Annotated in this window: 20 protein-coding genes; 8 read left to right on the top strand and 12 right to left on the bottom strand. The window is 60.2% G+C overall.

The genetic code is table 11. The features are described 5' to 3' along the window. The first annotated feature begins 170 nt into the window (after positions 1 to 170). Positions 171 to 458, top strand: a complete 288-nt coding sequence (locus ACZZZU_RS07780; RefSeq protein ID WP_122493898.1) for a hypothetical protein — start codon at positions 171 to 173, stop codon at positions 456 to 458. 60 nt (positions 459 to 518) lie between these two features. Beyond that, complete coding sequence (locus tag ACZZZU_RS07775) at positions 519 to 812, top strand: hypothetical protein (protein WP_463536716.1); 294 nt, start codon at positions 519 to 521, stop codon at positions 810 to 812. A 74-nt stretch (positions 813 to 886) separates the two neighbouring features. Here ACZZZU_RS07775 and ACZZZU_RS07770 read toward each other — a convergent pair whose 3' ends face one another. The 7 genes from ACZZZU_RS07770 to ACZZZU_RS07740 form a co-directional block, all read right to left on the bottom strand. Continuing rightward, entirely contained in the window at positions 887 to 1174 is a 288-nt protein-coding gene (locus tag ACZZZU_RS07770) for a DUF3509 domain-containing protein (protein WP_122493896.1), read from the bottom strand. A gap of 53 nt (positions 1175 to 1227) precedes the next feature. Then, on the bottom strand, positions 1228 to 1464 hold the full coding sequence (locus ACZZZU_RS07765; protein ID WP_122452914.1) for a hypothetical protein: 237 nt from the start codon (positions 1462 to 1464) through the stop codon (positions 1228 to 1230). A 560-nt stretch (positions 1465 to 2024) separates the two neighbouring features. After that, on the bottom strand, positions 2025 to 2237 hold the full coding sequence (locus ACZZZU_RS07760) for a cold-shock protein (RefSeq protein WP_108095560.1): 213 nt from the start codon (positions 2235 to 2237) through the stop codon (positions 2025 to 2027). Positions 2238 to 2438: 201 nt separating this feature from the next. After that, positions 2439 to 3209 (bottom strand): L-cystine ABC transporter ATP-binding protein TcyN, encoded by a 771-nt coding sequence (tcyN, locus tag ACZZZU_RS07755; RefSeq protein ID WP_463383498.1) that lies wholly within the window; start codon positions 3207 to 3209, stop codon positions 2439 to 2441. Positions 3210 to 3216: 7 nt separating this feature from the next. Continuing rightward, positions 3217 to 3882 (bottom strand): cystine ABC transporter permease, encoded by a 666-nt coding sequence (tcyL, locus tag ACZZZU_RS07750; RefSeq protein WP_163016606.1) that lies wholly within the window; start codon positions 3880 to 3882, stop codon positions 3217 to 3219. A gap of 13 nt (positions 3883 to 3895) precedes the next feature. Next, positions 3896 to 4696, bottom strand: a complete 801-nt coding sequence (gene tcyJ, locus ACZZZU_RS07745; RefSeq protein ID WP_463383497.1) for a cystine ABC transporter substrate-binding protein — start codon at positions 4694 to 4696, stop codon at positions 3896 to 3898. 138 nt (positions 4697 to 4834) lie between these two features. Then, positions 4835 to 5842, bottom strand: a complete 1008-nt coding sequence (locus tag ACZZZU_RS07740) for a D-cysteine desulfhydrase (RefSeq protein WP_122493892.1) — start codon at positions 5840 to 5842, stop codon at positions 4835 to 4837. Positions 5843 to 6510: 668 nt separating this feature from the next. On the opposite strand from ACZZZU_RS07740, the gene ACZZZU_RS07735 reads away from it, so the two are divergent. Both ACZZZU_RS07735 and ACZZZU_RS07730 read left to right on the top strand, forming a co-directional pair. Beyond that, entirely contained in the window at positions 6511 to 6918 is a 408-nt protein-coding gene (locus ACZZZU_RS07735; protein ID WP_463550279.1) for a tetratricopeptide repeat protein, read from the top strand. Positions 6919 to 7119: 201 nt separating this feature from the next. Then, the gene (locus ACZZZU_RS07730) at positions 7120 to 8520 is read left to right on the top strand and encodes a DNA recombination protein RmuC (protein ID WP_463552121.1); all 1401 of its coding nucleotides are present in this window, start codon (positions 7120 to 7122) and stop codon (positions 8518 to 8520) included. A gap of 56 nt (positions 8521 to 8576) precedes the next feature. Here the strand turns inward: ACZZZU_RS07730 and ACZZZU_RS07725 are convergent, their stop codons facing one another. Then, positions 8577 to 9494 carry an alpha/beta fold hydrolase gene (locus ACZZZU_RS07725; RefSeq protein ID WP_463550278.1) on the bottom strand — a complete coding sequence of 306 codons (918 nt, stop codon included), beginning with the start codon at positions 9492 to 9494 and terminating at the stop codon, positions 8577 to 8579. A gap of 282 nt (positions 9495 to 9776) precedes the next feature. Next, a complete protein-coding gene (locus ACZZZU_RS07720) occupies positions 9777 to 13262 on the bottom strand; it encodes a hybrid sensor histidine kinase/response regulator (RefSeq protein ID WP_463550277.1) in 3486 nt (1161 codons plus the stop codon). Between the two features lie 167 nt (positions 13263 to 13429). Here ACZZZU_RS07720 and ACZZZU_RS07715 point away from each other — a divergent pair, with 167 nt between their 5' ends. From ACZZZU_RS07715 to ACZZZU_RS07700, 4 genes are all read left to right on the top strand, one after another. Continuing rightward, positions 13430 to 13999 carry a GNAT family N-acetyltransferase gene (locus ACZZZU_RS07715; protein WP_463550276.1) on the top strand — a complete coding sequence of 190 codons (570 nt, stop codon included), beginning with the start codon at positions 13430 to 13432 and terminating at the stop codon, positions 13997 to 13999. Positions 14000 to 14120: 121 nt separating this feature from the next. Next, positions 14121 to 14834, top strand: a complete 714-nt coding sequence (locus tag ACZZZU_RS07710; protein ID WP_463550275.1) for an AzlC family ABC transporter permease — start codon at positions 14121 to 14123, stop codon at positions 14832 to 14834. Then, entirely contained in the window at positions 14834 to 15163 is a 330-nt protein-coding gene (locus tag ACZZZU_RS07705; RefSeq protein WP_463550274.1) for an AzlD domain-containing protein, read from the top strand. Before ACZZZU_RS07710 ends, ACZZZU_RS07705 begins: the two co-directional genes overlap by 1 nt. A gap of 119 nt (positions 15164 to 15282) precedes the next feature. After that, positions 15283 to 17157 carry an MFS transporter gene (locus ACZZZU_RS07700; RefSeq protein WP_463550273.1) on the top strand — a complete coding sequence of 625 codons (1875 nt, stop codon included), beginning with the start codon at positions 15283 to 15285 and terminating at the stop codon, positions 17155 to 17157. A gap of 101 nt (positions 17158 to 17258) precedes the next feature. On the opposite strand, the gene sugE is transcribed toward ACZZZU_RS07700, so the two are convergent. From sugE to rdgC, 3 genes are all read right to left on the bottom strand, one after another. After that, entirely contained in the window at positions 17259 to 17573 is a 315-nt protein-coding gene (gene sugE, locus ACZZZU_RS07695) for a quaternary ammonium compound efflux SMR transporter SugE (protein WP_463550272.1), read from the bottom strand. Positions 17574 to 17689: 116 nt separating this feature from the next. Then, positions 17690 to 18664: a bile acid:sodium symporter family protein gene (locus ACZZZU_RS07690; protein ID WP_463550271.1), complete on the bottom strand. Its 975-nt coding sequence runs from the start codon at positions 18662 to 18664 to the stop codon at positions 17690 to 17692. A gap of 21 nt (positions 18665 to 18685) precedes the next feature. Continuing rightward, entirely contained in the window at positions 18686 to 19606 is a 921-nt protein-coding gene (gene rdgC / locus ACZZZU_RS07685) for a recombination-associated protein RdgC (protein ID WP_463550270.1), read from the bottom strand. Positions 19607 to 19760 lie beyond the last annotated feature (154 nt).

Here is a 19760-nt window from a genome sequence, read left to right as displayed (position 1 = left end):
TTTTGTCTCTCATTTCTTGCAAGAAGGGCTCAGCAATGGGCGTTTTAAGGAATGAGTGCGGTGCTAAGGATGGCAATTAACAGGTTAAGGCATGCCCCACAGAGGCGCAGCCATGAGTAGAACCGTTGTTGCATCCAGAAACTGAAACAGGCGCCGCATAAGGACACCGAATGAAGCGTCTATTAATACTGCTAACCGTACTGGCGATCGCCGGCTGTTCGTCGAGCCCTACGGTGCATAAGAAGTACGGCAAGAAAGCAGGACTGCACATCAGCTGTTCCGGGCTGACGTCCTCTTGGGAAAACTGTCTGGCTGAGGCCGCGAAAAGTTGCGGCAGTGCCGGGTACAAAGTGCTGGCGAAGTCGGGTGTGGGGGAAGGGGACTACGATGAAAATTATCCGTTTGGCCTGAACCCGGACGGCTTCTCCAGCCGAAACATGATCGTTCTCTGCCGTTAGCGGTCAATTGAAAGGCTGCGGTGTTGCAAAAGCTCACCGAGCGCTCACATGGGAAGGACTATGGCTAAGTTGGGCTGGGGATTACTGGGTGGCGCTGCGTTATTGCTGGCGCTGAATGGCTGCGCAACGGTCAACCCAACGATTACCAAGGATGGCGATCAGGCGCTGAGCATCGACTGCTCGGGGCAGGCGCTCAAATGGCAACACTGCTATGAGAAAGCCACGCAGAGCTGCCCGAGCGGCTATGACGTGGTCGGCAAAAAGGGGCGCGCCGATGCGGCCCCGGATGACCGTGTGCTGGGCATGGAGCCAGGCGACTATGCGTACCGCAGCCTGGTAGTGACCTGCCACTGACGCGTATTTCGTAGCCATAAAAAAACCGGAGTCTGTGAAAACAGGCTCCGGTTTTTTTATGGCGCTGTCGGCAATCAGGCCGGTATGTAACTCATGACCCCGGCGTTATCCACCAGTTGCTTGCGCATCTCTGACGAGAGTGAGCCGGCACGTACGCACAGCTCGCGGCGTACGCCTTCAACCACCTGGCCAAACACCTCGGCGCTGACCACTTCATCCGAACTGATAACGCGGCTATAGGCCATTTCATCGTTGCTGTCGGCGAGGGTCAACACCACGCTGCCATCGGGGCGGAGCTGGCCGAGTGAAGGGCGCAGCGGGTGGAAGGCTTTCTCGAGCAGGTCGAAATTAACATGACGCATATAAGCGCTCCGTCGCGGGTGAGTTAGCTCAGACCGTCCCGCTTTGCGGAGGTTCAGGCCGCCAGGCCTTTGGTTGCCAGCGATTGACGCGTGCGGTCGATCACGTGCTGCAACGAGCCGTTTTCATACTGCTCTGGGTACAGGCGTTCGCAGTGACGGGCCACGCCGCGTTCGTTGACGATGGTGAAGCTGAAGCAGCCATTGCGCACGGCCTGGATGTGGCAGGCCAGAGGGGCGAAGGCGTTACGAAGGGTGCTGATTGCATCCTGAACTTGGGGTTGGGTATTCATCATTATTAGATGTTCCTACACGTGCGGCGTCTTGCCGCTAATAAAATAACTCCGATATTGGCCGCCAAACGGGCGAGCTCAAATGACTCTGATCGGAGCAGGACCGCACGCTAAAAGTTCCGCCAATATGCGGGGCTCATCGTGCAGGTAGGTACTTCGGAGGGCAGGTGCCACGGAACGCTTTCAGTGCGTTTCCAGTGGTGGTCCTGATCAATCGACAGATTGGCGTTGCAGAGTTGGAGGCAGCACGGCGATCTTTGGAGAGGGCGGTGAAGCTTTATCTGGAGGCCAGCCAGGTGTGCCGAAAAAGCGGTCACTTGGCATCAGGCACTTCGCATCAGCTGGGCTCGGCAGAGCGAGAAAGCTGGAGAGGAGGGCGTAAATTGACTTTCAAACGTGGTACTAACCGGCCGGCACCCTACGGTAAAAACGCCGGTGTGACCAGCTAGTCTGACCAGCGGTTGCGTTATCGGCGTATGCGGTCGCAGGTCAAGCACAAACAATGACCCATAAAAAAGCCCCACCGGAGTGGGGCTTTTTACATTCAGCGCTGGGCTGAATTAGGCAACCTGAACTTCTTCAGCTTGCATGCCTTTCTGGCCTTTAGCAGCTACGAAAGTAACTGACTGGCCTTCTTTCAGGCTTTTGAAGCCATCGCTTTGGATAGCTTTGAAGTGTACGAAAAGATCGTCGCCGCCCGATTGTGGAGTGATGAAGCCGTAGCCTTTTTCATCGTTGAACCACTTAACGGTACCCGCTTGGCGATTGGACATGGTGTAGCTCCTTGAACAAAGTTAACTGAGGTCAAAAGACCAGGTTCGGACTGAGTGCAAAGAGTAAAAGGAGTCGTGGAGCAAGAGCTAGCTTCCATTGCGATTCACGGTGACACAAGCAGCACAGTGGCGACACCATACAAGGTTTATTCGCCGAGTGCGAGCCCTTCGCATCGCCGAAAATCACCCTGTATTTACTGGCTAAATGACGTAGTCGGCAACGTCGTTGCTTTCAGAAAATTTGCTTAAAAATTGCTGCGTCCGCACCTCGCGCGGGTTGGCAAATAACGCCTTGGCTTCGCCCTGTTCGACGATCACGCCCTGGTCGATAAACACCACGCGATTGGCTACGTCGCGAGCGAAACTCATCTCGTGGGTGACGATGATCATCGTGCGATTTTCTTGGGCCAGACCGCGAATAGTTGCCAGCACTTCGCCGACCAATTCCGGGTCGAGCGCCGAGGTTGGTTCGTCGAACAGAATCACGTCGGGCTGCATGGCCAGGGCCCTGGCGATGGCCACGCGTTGCTGCTGGCCGCCTGACAAGCGCCGGGGATACGCATCCTCCTTGCCCGCCAAACCGACCTTCGCCAGCAGCGCGCGGGCCCGTTCGACCGCGGTGGCGCGCGCTTCTTTTTTCACCACCAGCGGCCCTTCGATAATGTTTTCCAGCGCTGTGCGATGGGGAAACAAATTGAAGTTCTGAAACACAAAACCGACGCGCTGACGCAGGCTGCGAATCAGCTCTTTTTGTTTGGCCAACGGCTTGCTCGCATCGATAAACATATCGCCAACGCGAATGCTGCCGCTGTCCGGTTCTTCGAGCAGATTGAGGCAGCGCAGCAGCGTGGTTTTACCCGAGCCGCTGGGGCCGATAATGGCCACCACTTCGCCCGTGGCCACATCCAGATCAATGCCTTTGAGCACCGTCTGGCCGTTGAACATTTTTGTCAGCGCACGGACTTCAATCATCGGTCTGTCATGGCTCATGGTTGTGGCGGTTGACCCGCGCTTCCAGATGGTTTTGCAGCGTCGCCAGGGCGGTGGCCAGCAGCCAATAAATCAACGCGGCGGCCAAGTACATCGTGAAGATTTCGAAGGTTCGCGCGGTAATCAATTGCGCCTGACGGAACAGCTCCGGCACTTGGATGGTTGCGGCCAACGCCGTGTCTTTCACCAGCGAAATGAAACTGTTGCCCAACGGCGGGAGAGCCGTACGCGCGGCTTGAGGAAGGATGGCGCGACGCAACGTTTGAGCGCGGGTCATGCCGATACTCGCGGCAGCTTCCCATTGGCCTTTGTCGATAGAGCTGATGGCCGCACGCAAAATTTCGCACACGTACGCAGCCATATTCAGCGAGAAACCCACGAGCGCTGCCGGCAGTGGATCCAATTGGATACCCAGCTGCGGCAGGCCGTAATAGATCATGAACAGCTGCACCAACAGCGGCGTGCCGCGAAAGAACGACACGTAGATGCGCGACGTCCAACTCAGCAGCCGCAATGCCGACAAGCGCATCAGGGCCAGGCCAAAGCCCAGCAACAGGCCGAAAAACATGCCGCCCAGGCTAAGCACGATGGTGTACATCGCGCCCTTGAGCAGAAAGGGCGCCGAGTTCAGCGCCAGTTGTAGGCTTTGTTCCATTATTGGGCGTCGATCATTGGGTTACGTCGGCCTTGAACCATTTCACTGAAAGCTTCTGCAAGGTGCCGTCGGCACGCAGTTTAGCGATGGCTTTGTCGATTGCGGCGAGCAGTTGCGGGTTGCCTTTACGCAGGGCGATGCCGGCTTCCTGCGGGGCGAACGGCTTGCCGGCAACGGCCAGGGTGTCACCGGTTTTTTCGATCAGTTCAAACGCGGCCAGGCGGTCGCCGAGAATCGCGTCCAAACGGCCTACGCGCACGTCTTGGTTACGGCTGGCGTCGTCGTCATAGGTGCGGATGTCAGCTTGCGGCACGTTCTCTTTCAGCCATTGCTCGTAATTGGTGCCCAGCACCACGCCGACTTTTTTGCCGTTCAGATCGGTCGGCTTGGAGAAGTTGCCTTCCTGACCTTTGCGCGTCAGCACCTGAATGCCGGAGACGGTGTACGGGCTGGAAAAGTCGTACTTCTTCTTGCGCTCTTCCGAGATGGTCACCTGGTTGACCACGATGTCCAGACGCTTGGATTCCAGCGCCGCGAGAATGCCGTCCCACTTGGTGGGCTGGAACTCGGCTTTCACGCCCAGCTCCTTGGCCACTGCTTCGGCGAATTCCACTTCAAAGCCGGTCAGCTTGCCGCTCTCGTCCTGAAAGTTGAACGGCGGGTAGGTGCCTTCCAAACCAATCTGAATGGTGCCTTTTTTCTGGATGGTTTGAAGCAGATCGTCGGCAGCTTGGCTAGTGCCGATAAAACTGGCCCCGAGCATCAAGCTCAAGCCGCCGAGAATGAAGGTGCGGCGCAATGCGGAAATGGTCATAGCAGAGTCCCTGTTACCGGTGAGTGGCGTGAAGTGGGGATAACTATAGAGCGAAAAATACTATGCATTTAAATAATAAAAAAGTAGATCTGCCGCACTTTGGAGAATAAGCGACGCGGCCCTGATTTTCGGTTGTGCTTAGCCGTGCGTTGCTCCGGCAGGCTGATACGCGAATAGCGCGGGTGCGCCGCCCGTGTGCAGAAACAGTAGAGGGCCGTCACCGTCAAAACGTTGCGTGGAAATGCCATCCAGCAGACCGGCAAACGCCTTGCCGGTGTAAACCGGGTCGAGCAACACGCCTTCCTGACTGGCTAGCAGCCTGATCGCGGCCAGCGTACCGGCATTGGCCTCGCCGTAGCGGGGCCCGAAATACTCATCCCACAGGTTTACTTTGAACGCCGCCGGCAGACTGATACCGAGCAACTCGGCAGTGCGTTCGGCCAGGCTTTGCACCTTGGGAAATTGGGTGGCAACGGGGCGCGACACCGTTACGCCAATCACCGGCAAGGCAGGCAAACGCTCCGCCAGGGCCAACGCCAGTCCACTGTGCGTGCCGGCGCTACCGGAGGCCAGCACCACGGCGGAGAAGGTGACGCCGCTGGCTTCGATTTGCTCGGCCAATTCCAGACCCGCGCGCACATAGCCCAAGGCGCCCAGCGCGTTGGAGCCACCAATCGGCACCACATACGGCCGCTTGCCTTGCTGGCGCAGGCGTTCAGCGCTTTGTTGCAGCAGCTCGTCAGCGTTGTCGAGCGTAGCGACGGGCTCGATGTGCGCGCCGAACAAATCCAGCAGCAGGCGATTGCCGTTGTTCAGGTAATTAGCGTCTGACGTGCCGATCGGGTTTTCCAGCAGCGCCACGCAGCCCAGTCCCAGCCGCGCGGCGACGGCAGACGTCTGGCGAACGTGATTCGATTGAATCGCCCCGGCCGTTACCAGCGTATCGGCGCCCTTGTGCAGGGCATCGGCCAGCAAGTATTCGAGCTTGCGCACTTTATTGCCGCCCAGGGCGAACTGCGTGGTGTCGTCGCGCTTGATATACACCTCGCGACCCAACGTGGCCGAAAGGCGCGGCAGGTGTTCAAGCGGGGTAGGGGCGGTGAACAGCGGTAGGCGGGCAACGGCTTCGAGGCGGTGGCTAATCATGGTGTCCGGTCAGCAATCAGGAGCGGGAAGCAGAGGACTATAGGCAGCGATCCGATCAGCCACAACCCGGATTCTCGTCGTCGTCATACTGGCCTTTTGCGCCGTGCGCACAGCTTTAGCGCAGCCTTTGTCTGGCGCAATGCCACCTTGAAAACCGCTTTGCTGGCGTCGCCGTGGAAGCGGCTAGCAAATTTTCGTGATGCTTGTATGTCAGCCCTTTCGCTGACGACCAAGCGCGGGCGCAGTAGTTCCGTGGGTTCCAGCGAATGCTGTAGGAAAACTACCTGGCGTTTTAGCTATTTTTGGCACTTCGGCGCCCTGAAAAAGGGCGCCAAGCAAGCGAGCGTCAAAACTTGTGCACAATTGAGAAGCGGCACTTTCCAGGACGCGCAAAATCCTATATGGGCGTTCAAGTTTTTTCCTGTGCCCATTAAGTCAATGAAAAATATAGGTTTTTTCAGTTGGTGAAAAAATCATCAATTCGACTTCGAGCCCCGCATCATCGGCCTTGGCGAGGCTTGCTCCCAAGTTACCCACTGAGTTATCCACAGGTTCTGTGGATTGTCCCAAGCGCTTGCTCTAGATCGCGGGTGCCAGTTTTTTGCAAGACTTTACTGACATAAAAATCGGAGTAGAGTGGCCGCCCTCTGTCGCCATTGCCCACTCTTATGCCGCGCAATTCCGCTTCTGCCGTTCCTCAGACCGCACCGCGTTTTCCGCTGCGAGTCGCTTTATGGCTATTGGACAGCCCTCGCTTTGGTCGCCGCGTCAGCACGAAACAGTTCGCCGGCCGCCTGCTCAAACAGCCGGCTCGCCAGGGCGTAGTGGTTGCGCAAACGCGGTTGGGTGAGTTGCTGTGCCGCGATTGCGGCAATGCCCGCGACCGCCGCATTGGCTTTGAGTTGTTGCGCCAAGCGGGCCGCGCTCATGACGCGCGCGCTCAGCTGGAGCTGGGCCGCTTGTATAGCCTGCCGCGTCATTTCGATTTGGCCGAAGCCCGGCACTGGTTGGAAATGGCCGCTGCGCAAGGCTGCGAGGAAGCGGTCAAGCGTTTGCAGGCCCTGCCGAGCGCTTAATAAAGCGCGTCGCCTCTTGCTCGCGCGCCCTGATCCGCCGTCTGGAACCCTGGTTATACTGCCCGCCATTCTCGCGCGGAGCCTTTCATGCCTATCGATTTGCCCACTCTGTTAATTGGTTTGGCCGCCGCCGCCGTGCTGTTGTTGGCGCTGCTCTGGCAACAGCAGCGGCGCCTCGCGCAAGCGCAATCGCACGTGGCGCTGCTGGACGAGCGCCTGAGCACGGCGCAACTGGCCCAGGATGGTTTGGCCGCGCAGCTCGATGGCTACCGCAACGACCTCGCCGATCTCATTGAAACCAAAGCCGAGCAACAGGCCGAGCTGGCGGCACTGCGCCGTGAAACCGATTTGCTGCAAAGCGAACGCAGCCGTGCCCGCGAAGCCGCGCAAGAATGGCGAAGCGAGCGCGAACTGAAAGAGGCGGAGCTGCGTCAGCTGTCGGCCGAGCGCGCCAGCCTTAGCGCCGAACTTCGCGAACAACACGACAGCCATCAGCAGCGGCTTAACGACCTGCAAGGTTCGCGCGATGAGCTGCGCGCGCAGTTCGCCGAGTTGGCCGGGAAGATTTTTGACGAGCGCGAGCAGCGCTTCGCCGAAACCAGCCAGCAGCGCCTTGGCCAGTTGCTCGACCCACTGAAAGAACGCATCCAGTCGTTCGAAAAGCGCGTGGAAGAGAGCTACCAACAAGAAGCCCGCGAGCGGTTCTCCCTGAGCAAGGAGTTGGAGCGCTTGCAGCTGCTTAACCAGCGCCTCGGAGACGAAGCCACCAACCTGACACGCGCGCTGCAAGGCCAGAAAACCCAAGGCAATTGGGGCGAGTTGGTGCTGGAACGGGTGCTGGAACATGCCGGCCTGGAGAAGGGCCGCGAGTACCAGACGCAGGTCAGCCTCAAGGGGCAAGACGGCGCACGCTTTCAACCGGATGTGCTGATTCAGTTGCCGGGCGAGCGGCAGGTGGTGGTGGACGCCAAGGTCAGCCTCACCGCCTACCAACACTATGTGGTGGCTGAAAACGACGCGGCGCGTCAGCACGCTCTGAAGCAGCATGTGCTGTCGCTGCGCAGTCATTTGAAAGGCTTGTCGTTGAAGGATTATCAGCGTCTGGAAGGGCTGCACAGTCTGGATTTCGTGCTGCTTTTCGTACCGATTGAAGCCGCTTTCGCCGCCGCTTTGCAGGCCGATCCGGGGCTGTTTCAGGAAGCGTTCGAGCAGAACATCGTTATCGTCAGCCCCACGACATTGCTGGCGACGTTGCGGGTAATCGACAGCCTCTGGCGCCAGGAACGGCAAAGCCAGAACGCCCGCGAAATTGCTGAACGTGCCGGCGCGCTGTACGACAAGTTCGTGGCCTTTATCGTGGATTTGGATGAAGTGGGCAGCCGCTTGAGCCAGCTCGACAAAGCCTACGCCGCCGCGCGCAACAAGCTCGCCGATGGGCGCGGCAATATCATCAGCCGGGTGGAAAACCTCAAATTGCTGGGCGCGCGGGCGAGCAAAAGTTTGCCCACTGATTTGCTCGAGCGTGCCGCTGGATTGCCTCAGTTCGACGACGCGGACGAACCCGCCGACGTCTCCAACTCCGCCGAAGCCCCCAACCCGTAGGAGCCAGCTTGCTGGCGAAGCCGTTTCCAGGGTTCGCCCGCAAGCTGGCTACAACGTCAATCTCGGTCCTGCTGCGCGACAAATTCGCGGATCCAATCGGCCAACTGAGTGGGCTCGGCGAGCAGTTGCCAATGCCCGGCCGCCACTTCCCGACGCAGCAGATTCGGCGCCCAGTGCTGCAAGTTATCGAACAGGTGCGGTCGCACAAACCGGTCGCGAGTGAGCACCACCACCTGCACAGGCACCTGAGTAAACCGTTGGCGCGGCGTAAACAAACTGCGGATGAAATTCGCCCGGTACAGCTTTACGCCGTATTGGCCGTCTTCGCGCTGGGTCGGGTTAATGCGCACCGGGCGGATGCCTTCCATGTTGCGCAAAAAGCGCGGCCATAGCGTCGCCATGCCGTGACGCCAGGCCAGTTCGGGCAGCCAGGGAATATGGAAAAAACCGATGTACCACGAGCTAAGCAGTTGGCTCAGCATCTGCTTCAGCCCGCCAAGACTGCGGGCCTTGCCGCGCTGGCCCATCCAGTAGCCGATGTGGTCCAGGCACGGCCCGGAAATGCTGGTGTAAGAGGCGATCCGGCGCTGAAGACGCGGCTCGGTCACGCCTTCCCAGCTTTGAATCGAACCCCAGTCGTGGGCGACCAGATGCACCGGTTTATCGGGACTGTGAGCCAGAATCACGGCCTCTAAGTCATCGGCCAAGAGCGGCAAACGGTAGTCGCGACGATGCCGGGGTTTATCCGATGCGCCAGCGCCACGCACGTCATAGGCGATGAGGTTGAAGTCTGCTGCCAATTGGTTAATCAGCGGGAGCCAGATGTCGTGGTTATCGGGGTAGCCGTGCACCAACAGCACTGTCGGCCCGTCTGGGTTGCCCCAGCGGTACGTAGCCAGGCGCACGCCGGCGCTGTCGACCATCACCTGATCGGTTACGGCGGCGGGGCTGGCGATGTGAACGGCAACAGTCATGGCAACACTCCAATTCGGGCAGGTTGTCAGTATTGAAGGGCGACGGCGCAGGTGACCAGAGGGCGGCGTGCAGTGCGTAGGTCGTGCGCAGGCGCTGTTTGAGTCGACAGGTGCCGCGCTAGAGCGGTGGCCCTTATTTATAGGCCCGGCCTGGCAAATGGAGTTCCAACCCAAGGTTGGGGCGGGAGATAAGATTTGGGTGTTCAACTGCGTGCCAGGCGAAAACCTGGGTCCCCGCTTTCGCGAGGACGACGGTCAGCCGGGGTTCGACGTTCCCTTCATTCACCGCAACGACAAATGCCGGCTCAACAGGGCCCGCAACGCCGCCGGCTTCACCGGTTTAGGCAGGAAGTCCAAACCCGCTGCATGAACTTGAGCAATCAGTTCCGGGCGCCCATCGGCGCTGATCACCACCCCGGGCACCGGCTCGCCCAAGCGTGTGCGCAGCCAGGCCATGAGTTCGGTGCCGGTTTCGCCTTCGTCGAGGTGGTAGTCAACCAATGCCAGTTGCGGGCGCACGTCTTCGGCCAGCAGGTGCTCGCATTCCAGGCGATTTCGCGCGGTCCACACCTGGCAACCCCAGCGCGATAGCAGGCTGTGCATGCCGACCAAAATGCTGTCTTCGTTGTCCACGCACAGCACATGGGCACCGCTCAGGTGGTGACCGTTGGCATCGGCACCGTTGCCATTCACGGCGGCGGGCGCGGGCGTGCGTGCCAGCGGTACGGTCACGCTGAAGACGCTGCCTTTGCCCGGCCAGGAACGCACTTCAAGCTTGTGGCCCAGCACGCGGCACAAGCCATCGGCGATGGCCAAGCCCAGCCCCAGGCCTTTTTCGGCGCGGGTCTGGTGGCTGTCCAGGCGCTTGAATTCTTCGAAAATCACCGCGCGTTTGTCGTCTGGAATGCCCGGTCCGCGGTCCCACACTTCCAGGCGCAACCCTTCGCTGCACCGGCGCACGCCTAGCAATACGTGGCCGCTGGCGTAGCGGAAGGCGTTGGTGAGGAAGTTTTGCAGCACGCGGCGCAGCAGTTTGATGTCGCTGTCGACGCGCAATTGGCTGCCGCGCAGGTGGAAGGCCACGCCCTGTTCTTGCGCCTGGGCTTTGAACTCGGCGCCCAAGGCATCGAACAGCGTGTTCAGCTCGAAGGCATGACGCTCGGGGGTGATGCGGCCGTTTTCCAGGCGCGAAATATCCAGCAGGTCGCTGATCAGGTCTTCAGCGGAGCGCAGCGAGCTGTCGAGGTGGCGGATCAATTGCTGGGCCTCGGCCGGCAGCGCTTCAGCCTGGTGGGCGAGGGCGGCGGAGAACAGCCGCGCCGCGTTCAGAGGCTGCATCAGGTCGTGGCTGACGGCGGCAAGAAAACGGGTTTTCGATTGGTTGGCGTGTTCCGCCACGCCCTTGGCTTCGCTCAGGGCCAGGTTGAGCTGCGACAGTTCGTGGGTGCGCGCGGCAACCCGTTGTTCCAACCCTTCGTTGGCCTCTTTCAACTGTTGCTCTGCATCGCGGAACGCGGTGATGTCGGTGAAGCTCATAACGAAGCCGCCGCCCGGCATCGGGTTGCCGATCAGCTCAATCACACGGCCATTGGGGAACAGTCGTTCAGAGGTGTGCGCACGGCCTTGGCGCATCCAGTACAGCCGGCGCTCGACATGCGCATCCGCTTCGCCCGGCCCGCACAGACCGCGCTCGGCATTGTGGCGAATGATGTCGGCAATCGGCCGGCCGACGCTGATCAAACCATCCGGGTAATCGAACAATTCCAGGTAGCGGTGGTTCCACGCCACCAACCGCAGCGCGGGGTCGACCACGCTGATGCCTTGGGTGATGTTTTCGATCGCGCCTTGCAACAGGGTGCGGTTGAACTGCAGCACCTCAGAGGCTTCGTCGACGATGCGCACCACGTCCTCGACCTGCATGTCGCGGCCTTCAATGGCAGCCTTCACCACCGCGCGGGTCGATGACGCGCCGAGCACGCCGGCCAGCAAACGTTCGGTGTGGGCAATCCAGTCGCCGTTGGCCGGCTGGTCGGGGTTGAAGGTTTTGCCTTGGCGGTAGGCGAAGCGAATAAAGCTTTGCTGCGCGCGCTCTTCGCCGACGAAACGGCTGGCGAGGTTGAGCAAGTCGTCCACCTGCACGGCAAGTTGGTTGCGGCTGCTGGGCTTGTTGCCGAATTCCTGGCTGATAAACCGCCCGGCTTGCCAGTGCTCGGCCACGCGTGTGCGGGAAAAGTACGACACCCACACGAACAGCGTGCAGTTGCTCGCCAGCGACAACACGACGCCACGGGTGAGCGGGTCGACCTGCATGCCAATGGACTGATACAGCAGAAACTCCAGCCCCGGAAATTTTGCCAATGACCAGCCCAGACTGTGAGCCACCACTGGCAGTACCAGCGTGTAGAACCACACCAGGCAGCCGGCCGTAAGCCCGGCGAACACGCCCCGGCGGTTGGCTTGTTTCCACAGCAGGGCGCCGAACATCGCCGGCGCCAATTGCGTGATGGCGGCGAAGGAAATCTGGCCGATGGTGGCCAGGCTGGCGTTCGAGCCGAGCAGGCGATAGCAGACGTACGCCAGCAGCAGAATCACCACAATGCTGACGCGGCGAACCGAGAGCATCCAATGGCGGAACACCTCGAAGGGCCGCTCGGCGTTTTGCCGGCGCAGCAACCAGGGCAACAGCATGTCGTTGGAGACCATGGTAGACAGCGCCACCGCTTCGACAATCACCATGCCTGTGGCGGCCGAGGCGCCGCCGATAAAGGCCAGCATCGCCAGGGCTGGGTGGGCATGGGCCAACGGCAGGCTGATGACGAATGAGTCGGGAATCACCCCGGCCGGCAACAGCATTTTCCCCGCCAGGGCGATGGGGATGACAAACAGCGCGGCCAGCGCCAAATAGGCTGGAAACACCCAGCGGGCCAGGCGCGTATTTTTCGGCTCGATGTTTTCCACCACCGTCACGTGGAACTGCCGTGGCAGGCAGACGATGGCCATCATCGCCACGCCGGTTTGCACGATTAGTGACGGCCAGTTGATGGTTTCGGCCCAGAACGATTCGAGCTGCGGCGCGGCGGCGGCTTGGTCGAGCAGGTCGCCGAAGCCATTGAATACGCCCCACGTGACGTAGGCACCGACCGCCAGAAAGGCGAGCAATTTCACCAGCGACTCGAAGGCAATCGCCAGCACCATGCCTCGGTGGTGTTCCGTGGCGTCGAGGTTGCGGGTGCCGAATAAAATCGAGAACAGGGCCAGCACCAGCGACACCACCAACGCGGTGTCTTGCGAGCGGGTGCCAGTGGTGTCTTGCACGTGGCCGGTGCCAATCAGCATGTTGACGCCGAGCACGATGCCTTTGAGTTGCAGGGCGATATACGGCAGCACGCCCACCAGGCAGATCAGTGCGACCACCACCGCCAGCAGCTGCGATTTGCCGTAGCGCGCGGCAATAAAGTCGGCGATGGAGGTGATGTTTTCCTGCTTGCTGATCATCACCATTTTCTGCAGCACCCAGGGTGCGAACAGCATCAGCAGAATGGGCCCCAGGTAAATCGGCAGAAACGACCACAGCTGCCCGGCGGCCTGGCCAACGCCGCCGAAGAAGGTCCAGCTGGTGCAATACACCGCCAGCGACAGGCTGTACACCCACGCTTGTACGTTGGCCGGCATGGGCGTGCGGCGGCGATCACCGTAAAAGGCGATGGCAAACATAATGGCCATGTAGCACAGGGCGACCGTGGCGATCAGCCCGCTGGACAGCGACATGCGTACTCCGAAAACAGCTGGTTTATTTGGCGCGTTGAGGTGGCGAGGTGGAACGCCAGCACGCTGCTGAGTGTCGCATCAAAGTGTCATCCAGTCAGGCGCGACTAAGGTCGCACGCAGCGTATCGCCGCACTCACGCGCCGGCAGCCGTCCATAGGAATTCAGTCATGTTCAAGCCCCAACTCATCACCTTGCAGCGTGGCGCGCTGCGTTTGGAACCGTTGCTCGAAGCGGATATTCCAGCGCTGGTCACGCTCGCCGACGCCAATCGCGCGCAGCTTGTTTATATGAGCGGCCCGTTGCGCCTGGATTGGTACCGCAGCGCGCTGGCCCAGCAACGCGAGGAACAGGCGCTGCCGTTGGTGGTGCGCTTGGGTGATCGGCTGGTGGGCACTACGCGCTTCTTCGATTTTCACCCGGAGCTGCCGTCGTGCGAAATCGGCGGCACGTGGCTCGACGCCAGCCAACACGGCACGGGGCTGAACCGAATGATCAAGTACCTGATGCTGCGTCATGCCTTCGAAAGCTGGGACATGGTTCGCGTGCAACTGCGAACCGCCGCCAGCAACGGGCGCTCGCAAGCGGCCATCGAAGCGCTGGGCGCGGTGCGTGAAGGCGTGCTGCGCAACCATCGGCGTTTAGCCGATGGGCGCCTGGACGACAGCGTGCTATATAGCCTGACCGACCGCGAGTGGCCGGCAATCAAGCAGCAGTTGGAGGCGCGTTTCAGCGGGTAGCGATGGCAGCGGGTAGTTCAGCAGGGCGTTTGCAGGACCAGCATTTACACGGCGTCGAGCGGCTTGAGGCGCAGCGCATCAACGTGGGCGCGAGCACGTCGACGGTTTGGCAGGCGAACCCATGAACCGCTCGCAATTGTTCGCTTACGGCTTGCGCGACAGCGTGCCGATGATTGTCGGCATCGCGCCCTTCGGCATTATTTACGGCACCTTGGCGAGCGTGGCCGGGCTCAGCCTGTGGCAGGCGTTGGGCATGTCGTTGCTGGTGTATGCCGGCTCGGCGCAGTTCATTGCTATCAGCTTGCTCACCGCCGGCACCGGGGCGGCGGTTATTTTGTTCACCACCTTGATCGTCAACTTGCGCCATGTGCTCTACAGCGCTTCGTTGCAGCCTTACATCGCCCATCTACCGCAAGCGTGGCGCGTGCCCTTGGCCTTTGGCCTGACCGACGAAACCTTTGCCGTGGTGCAGCGCCGCTACCTGGCGCACGGCGCCGGTGGCCATGGGCACTGGTATCACGCTGGCGTAGCCCTGGCCTTGTACCTGTGTTGGATCAGTTCGTCATTGCTCGGCGTGTTGTTCGGGCAAGCGATGCCGAGCCTGGCTGGCTGGGGGTTGGATTTCGCCATGTTGGCCACCTTTATTGGCATCGTCGTGCCGCTGCTGCGCAACACGCCGCAGGTGGCCGCTGCCGTAGTCGCGGGCGCCGTGGCGGTGGCGTGTCACGCCCTGCCTTACAAACTGGGGTTACTGGCGGCGGCCATGGCCGGGATTGTCGTGGGTGTATTGCTGGAGCGTCGCGTCAGCAACTCCGTGGTTGGGGAGGGCGCGTAGTGCAAACGTGGTGGCTGATTCTCGGCATGGCGCTGATCACCTTTGCCGTGCGCTACAGCTTGTTCGCCTGGCCGAACCTGCGCTTCCCGCCGCTGGTGCTGCAAGGCTTGCATTACGTGCCGACCGCGGTGCTTACGGCGATTGTCGTGCCCGGCATGTTGATGCCCGATGGCGAGCACCTGGCGCTTCGTCTGGACAACGCTTACTTGCTCGCCGGTCTTGGCGCGATTGTGATCGCCGCCGTCACCCGGCACTTGCTCGCTACCATCGCCGGTGGCTTTGTCCTGTTCTTCCTGCTGCGCTGGGCGTTCGGCCAGTTGCCACTGTAACGGCGATTTTTTTTCGCACTTTCCAGCACAAAATCCGTTTCGTCCTGTGGCTTTGTGCCACGCATTTGCAGTCCAATGCTGGACGGCCGGCGTGGCCTCACCACAGGTACACAGGGATCATGACCACACACTCGCAGTTCGCTTTGTTGGGTAAAAAACGCTTTCTGCCTTTCTTCGTGACGCAATTGCTCGGCGCCTTCAACGACAACATTTTCAAGCAGTCGTTGATTCTGGCCATCCTGTTCAAACTGAGTATTTCTGGCGACCGCACCGTGCTGGTGAACCTGTGCGCGCTGCTGTTTATCCTGCCGTTTTTCCTGTTCTCGGCGCTGGGCGGCCAGTTCGGCGAGAAGTTCGACAAGCACCGGCTGATCCGCGCCATCAAGCTCGCGGAAATTCTGATCATGTCGGTGGGCGCAGCGGGCTTTCTGCTCAACAACCTGACGCTGATGTTCGTCGCGCTGTTCGGCATGGGCACGCATTCCGCGCTGTTCGGGCCGGTGAAGTACTCGATTTTGCCGGCAGCGCTACGTGAAGACGAACTGGTGGGCGGCAACGCCTTGGTCGAGATGGGCACGTTTCTGGCCATTCTGGCGGGCACCATCGGCGCCGGTGTGATGATGTCCGAGCAAACGTATGCGCCGCTGGTGGCCACCGCCATCGTCGCCATCGCGGTTGCCGGTTACGTCGCCAGCCGAGGCATTCCGCCCGCGTCGGCGGCGCTGCCGAGTCTGGTGCTGGACTGGAATATCTTTCGCCAGTCGTGGGCCATTTTGCGCATGGGCCTGGGCCAGCGTCCGGCGGTATCGCGCTCGATTGTTGGCAACTCGTGGTTCTGGTTTCTCGGCGCAATTTATCTAACGCAAATTCCTGCGTACGCCAAAGAGTGGCTGTTTGGTGACGAAACCGTGGTGACGCTGATTCTCACCGTGTTCTCGGTCGGCATCGCCTTGGGCTCGATGCTGTGTGAGCGCTTGTCGGGGCGCAAAGTCGAGATCGGTCTGGTGCCGTTTGGCTCGATCGGTCTGACCGTGTTCGGCATTTTGCTGTGGTGTCATTCCGGCAACTTCCCACAAACCGCCGAGCCGCACAGCTGGCTGCAAGTGTTGGGCTACGGCCAGGCGTGGTGGGTGTTGGGCGACATTCTTGGCATCGGTATTTTTGGTGGTTTTTACATCGTGCCGCTGTACGCCTTGATTCAGTCGCGCACCGCTGAGAATGAGCGTGCACGCGTGATCGCTGCCAACAACATCCTCAACGCGTTGTTCATGGTGGTCTCGGCCATCGCCTCGATTCTGTTCCTGGCCGTCGCCAAGCTGACCATTCCGCAGCTGTTTTTGGTGGTGTCGCTGATGAACATCGCGGTGAACAGCTACATCTTCAAAATCGTCCCTGAATTCACAATGCGCTTCATGATCTGGCTGCTCAGCCATTCCATGTACCGCGTCGAGCACCGCGAACTGGACCGAATTCCAGACGAGGGCGCCGCCGTGTTGGTGTGCAACCACGTTTCGTTTGTGGATGCGCTGCTGATTGGCGGCGCGGTGCGGCGGCCGATTCGCTTCGTCATGTATTACAAGATCTACAACTTGCCGGTACTCAACTTTATATTCCGCACCGCCGGCGCCGTGCCGATTGCCGGGCGCAGCGAGGACCTGCTGATCTACGACCAGGCATTCAAAAGAATTGGCGACTACCTGAAGAACGGCGAGTTGGTGCTGATTTTCCCGGAGGGCAAGCTGACCACTGATGGCGAGATCAACGAGTTCAAAGCCGGCGTGACGCGCATTCTGGAAGAGAACCCGGTACCAGTGATTCCGCTGGCGCTGCAAGGCTTGTGGGGCAGCTTCTTCAGCAGGGACCCGAACAAAGGCTTGTTCCGTCGCCTGTGGTCGCGCATCACCTTGGTGGCCGGCACGCCGCTGGCGCCAGAGATGGTCACGCCGGCCTTGTTGCAAGCGCAGGTGGCAGAGTTGCGCGGCAGCATCAGGTAAGCCTTTTGTAGGAGTCAGCTTGCTGGCGAATCCCGCAAACTGATCGCGAATCTCGTTTGCAGGGTTCGCTAGCACGCTAGCTCCTACAGCCGTCGCCCTTGCTAGTGGCTGAGCTTGAGGCCAACCAAGCCGCAAATAATCAACGCCACGCTACCCAAGCGGACCAGAGTCACGGCTTCGCCAAACAGGATGATGCCGGCGATGACCGTGCCCACGGCACCCACCCCTGTCCATATCGCATAAGCAGTGCCCAGCGGCAGCTCTTTCATGGCAAGACCCAGCAGGCCCAGGCTGACCAGCATGGCGCCAACGGTGAGTGCAGTGGGAAGAGGGCGGCTGAAGCCGTCGGTGTATTTCAGGCCGATGGCCCACGCCACTTCGAACAAGCCGGCGACGATCAGAATGATCCAGGACATGAGACTAACTCCACAGTGTGTGGGGTCGTCCCCGAGTGAAAGGCAGGCCCAAGGTCGTCCTCAGGCTGTGCGGTATTTTGCACAAGGTTTGTCAGATGGCAAGCCTGGCAGACGTTTCAGGATATGGACTGATTAGGCTTTTCTAGGGAGCCAGGTGCCGCTTGGTCATCTTGCATACGGCGAAACCACGTTGCGAGCAGCGCCCCGGAAATGTTGTGCCATACGCTGAACAGCGCGCTGGGCACCGCAGCTAGCGGGGAGAAATGCGCGCTGGCAAGCGCGGCGCCGAGCCCGGAGTTTTGCATCCCCACTTCCAGCGCCAGCGATTTACGTTGCGCCAGCGGCAGCTTGAAGACCTTGCCAGTGAAGTAGCCCAGCAAAAATCCAAAGCTGTTGTGCAGAATTACCACCGCCATGATCAGCAAACCGGACTCGGCGATTTTCGCCTGACTGGCTGCCACCACGGCGCTGACGATCAGCACAATGCTGACGACCGAGACCAGCGGCAGCACATCCACCGCCAACCGCGTGCGTTCGCCGAGCAGCCGTTGCGCGACGACGCCCAGCACGATCGGCAGCAACACCACTTGCAAAATCGACCAGAACAGCTCGGCAAACGACACCGGCAACCAGGCCGACGCCAGCAGCCAGATCAGCGCAGGCGTCGGCAGCGGCGCAAGCAAGGTGGTGACGGCGGCAATGGCTACCGACAACGCCAGGTCGCCTTTGGCCAGCCACGTCATCACGTTGGAGGCGGTACCGCTCGGGCAACAGCCGACCAGAATCACACCCACTGCAATCTCTGGCGGCAGGTTAAACAGCTGGCACAACAGCCACGCCACGCCCGGCATGATCACAAAATGCGCAACCACGCCCAATGCCACGCGCCACGGATGGCGAGCGACTTCGGCGAAATCGTCGAGCTTGAGTGTCAGGCCCATGCCGAACATCACCACGCCCAGCAACGGCACGATGGCGACCTTCAAGCCGATAAATAAATGGGGGAAAAAGAACGCCACCACGGCGAACAGCAGCACCCAATACGCGAACGTATTGCCAACGAAACGACTGAGAGCTGCGAGTGCGCGCATGGTGAGTTCCTGAACGGGGGGTTAAACGCCTTGCGGAATTTCTTCGCCGCCCAGTGCTTCGAACAGCTGCGGCAGGAACTCGTTAAAGGTCAGCATCATCAGCGTGAAGCTGGCATCCAGCTGGCCGAGAGCTTCGTCGCCGCCGTCCTGTTCAGCCTGGTCGGTGAGCAAGTCTTCGAAGCGCAGGCGCTTGATGATCAGTTTGTCGTCGAGCACAAAGGACAGCTTGTCTTCCCAGGCCAGGGACAGCTGAGTGACGAATTTGCCTGACGACAGGTGCAGCTGAATTTCTTCGCTGGTCAGGTCCTGGCGTTTGCAACGAACAATGCCGCCGTCTTCCTGGGTGTCGCGCAGCTCGCATTCGTCGAGCACATGGAAGCCCGGCGTAGCCGTTTGGGTTTTGACCCACTCGGTCATGGTGGCGGTCGGTGCAACCTTCACCGAAAGCGGACGCACCGGCAGCGAGCCAATGGCTTCACGCAGGGTGGACAGCAGGTCTTCGGCGCGTTTCGGGCTGGAGGCATTCACCAGAATCAGGCCTTGTTTCGGCGCGATGGCGGCAAAGGTGGAGGAGCGGCGAATAAAGGCGCGTGGCAGGAAGGCTTGGATGATTTCATCCTTGATCTGGTCGCGTTCCTTTTTATAGACCTTGCGCATTTGCTCGGCTTCGATCTCATCGACCTTCTCTTTAACGGCATCGCGCACGACGCTGCCGGGAAGAATGCGGTCTTCTTTACGCGCGGCGATCAGCATGAAGTCCTGGCTGACATGAACCAGCGGGGCGTCTTCACCTTTGCCGAATGGGGCGATAAAACCGTAGGTGGTCAGTTCCTGGCTGGCGCAGGGGCGAGCGGGTTTGGCGGCCAGTGCGGTTTCCAGTGCTTGCGCATCGAAGGGCAGATCTTGGGTGAGGCGATAGACGAGCAGGTTGCGGAACCACATGAGGGAAGAACTCCATTTTTCGCAAAGCGCGCATTATTCCCCCCTGAACGCCATTGGCCAACCCTGCGCTAAGCCTTTGGAACGTCAGTAAAAATTATTTTAAAAAGGGCTTGCCAGGGTGAGGATCGCTCCGTAGAATGCGCCCCACTTCGAG

This window comes from Pseudomonas sp. AC136 (assembly GCF_979258585.1).
The sequence above is the reverse complement of the archived record's forward strand: the minus strand, read 5'-3'. Positions and strand labels throughout refer to the sequence as shown.

Excerpts from the sequence above, each read along its gene's own strand:
- ACZZZU_RS07710 (WP_463550275.1), top strand. The coding sequence starts at position 14,121 with ATGAACCGCTCGCAATTGTTCGCTTACGGCTTGCGCGACAGCGTGCCG.
- ACZZZU_RS07760 (WP_108095560.1), bottom strand. The coding sequence starts at position 2,237 with ATGTCCAATCGCCAAGCGGGTACCGTTAAGTGGTTCAACGATGAAAAA.
- ACZZZU_RS07740 (WP_122493892.1), bottom strand. The coding sequence starts at position 5,842 with ATGATTAGCCACCGCCTCGAAGCCGTTGCCCGCCTACCGCTGTTCACC.
- ACZZZU_RS07715 (WP_463550276.1), top strand. The coding sequence starts at position 13,430 with ATGTTCAAGCCCCAACTCATCACCTTGCAGCGTGGCGCGCTGCGTTTG.
- ACZZZU_RS07780 (WP_122493898.1), top strand. The coding sequence starts at position 171 with ATGAAGCGTCTATTAATACTGCTAACCGTACTGGCGATCGCCGGCTGT.
- tcyJ (WP_463383497.1), bottom strand. The coding sequence starts at position 4,696 with ATGACCATTTCCGCATTGCGCCGCACCTTCATTCTCGGCGGCTTGAGC.
- ACZZZU_RS07690 (WP_463550271.1), bottom strand. The coding sequence starts at position 18,664 with ATGCGCGCACTCGCAGCTCTCAGTCGTTTCGTTGGCAATACGTTCGCG.
- ACZZZU_RS07735 (WP_463550279.1), top strand. The coding sequence starts at position 6,511 with ATGCCGCGCAATTCCGCTTCTGCCGTTCCTCAGACCGCACCGCGTTTT.
- rdgC (WP_463550270.1), bottom strand. The coding sequence starts at position 19,606 with ATGTGGTTCCGCAACCTGCTCGTCTATCGCCTCACCCAAGATCTGCCC.
- tcyL (WP_163016606.1), bottom strand. The coding sequence starts at position 3,882 with ATGGAACAAAGCCTACAACTGGCGCTGAACTCGGCGCCCTTTCTGCTC.
- sugE (WP_463550272.1), bottom strand. The coding sequence starts at position 17,573 with ATGTCCTGGATCATTCTGATCGTCGCCGGCTTGTTCGAAGTGGCGTGG.
- ACZZZU_RS07720 (WP_463550277.1), bottom strand. The coding sequence starts at position 13,262 with ATGTCGCTGTCCAGCGGGCTGATCGCCACGGTCGCCCTGTGCTACATG.
- ACZZZU_RS07725 (WP_463550278.1), bottom strand. The coding sequence starts at position 9,494 with ATGACTGTTGCCGTTCACATCGCCAGCCCCGCCGCCGTAACCGATCAG.
- ACZZZU_RS07700 (WP_463550273.1), top strand. The coding sequence starts at position 15,283 with ATGACCACACACTCGCAGTTCGCTTTGTTGGGTAAAAAACGCTTTCTG.
- tcyN (WP_463383498.1), bottom strand. The coding sequence starts at position 3,209 with ATGATTGAAGTCCGTGCGCTGACAAAAATGTTCAACGGCCAGACGGTG.
- ACZZZU_RS07770 (WP_122493896.1), bottom strand. The coding sequence starts at position 1,174 with ATGCGTCATGTTAATTTCGACCTGCTCGAGAAAGCCTTCCACCCGCTG.
- ACZZZU_RS07775 (WP_463536716.1), top strand. The coding sequence starts at position 519 with ATGGCTAAGTTGGGCTGGGGATTACTGGGTGGCGCTGCGTTATTGCTG.
- ACZZZU_RS07765 (WP_122452914.1), bottom strand. The coding sequence starts at position 1,464 with ATGAATACCCAACCCCAAGTTCAGGATGCAATCAGCACCCTTCGTAAC.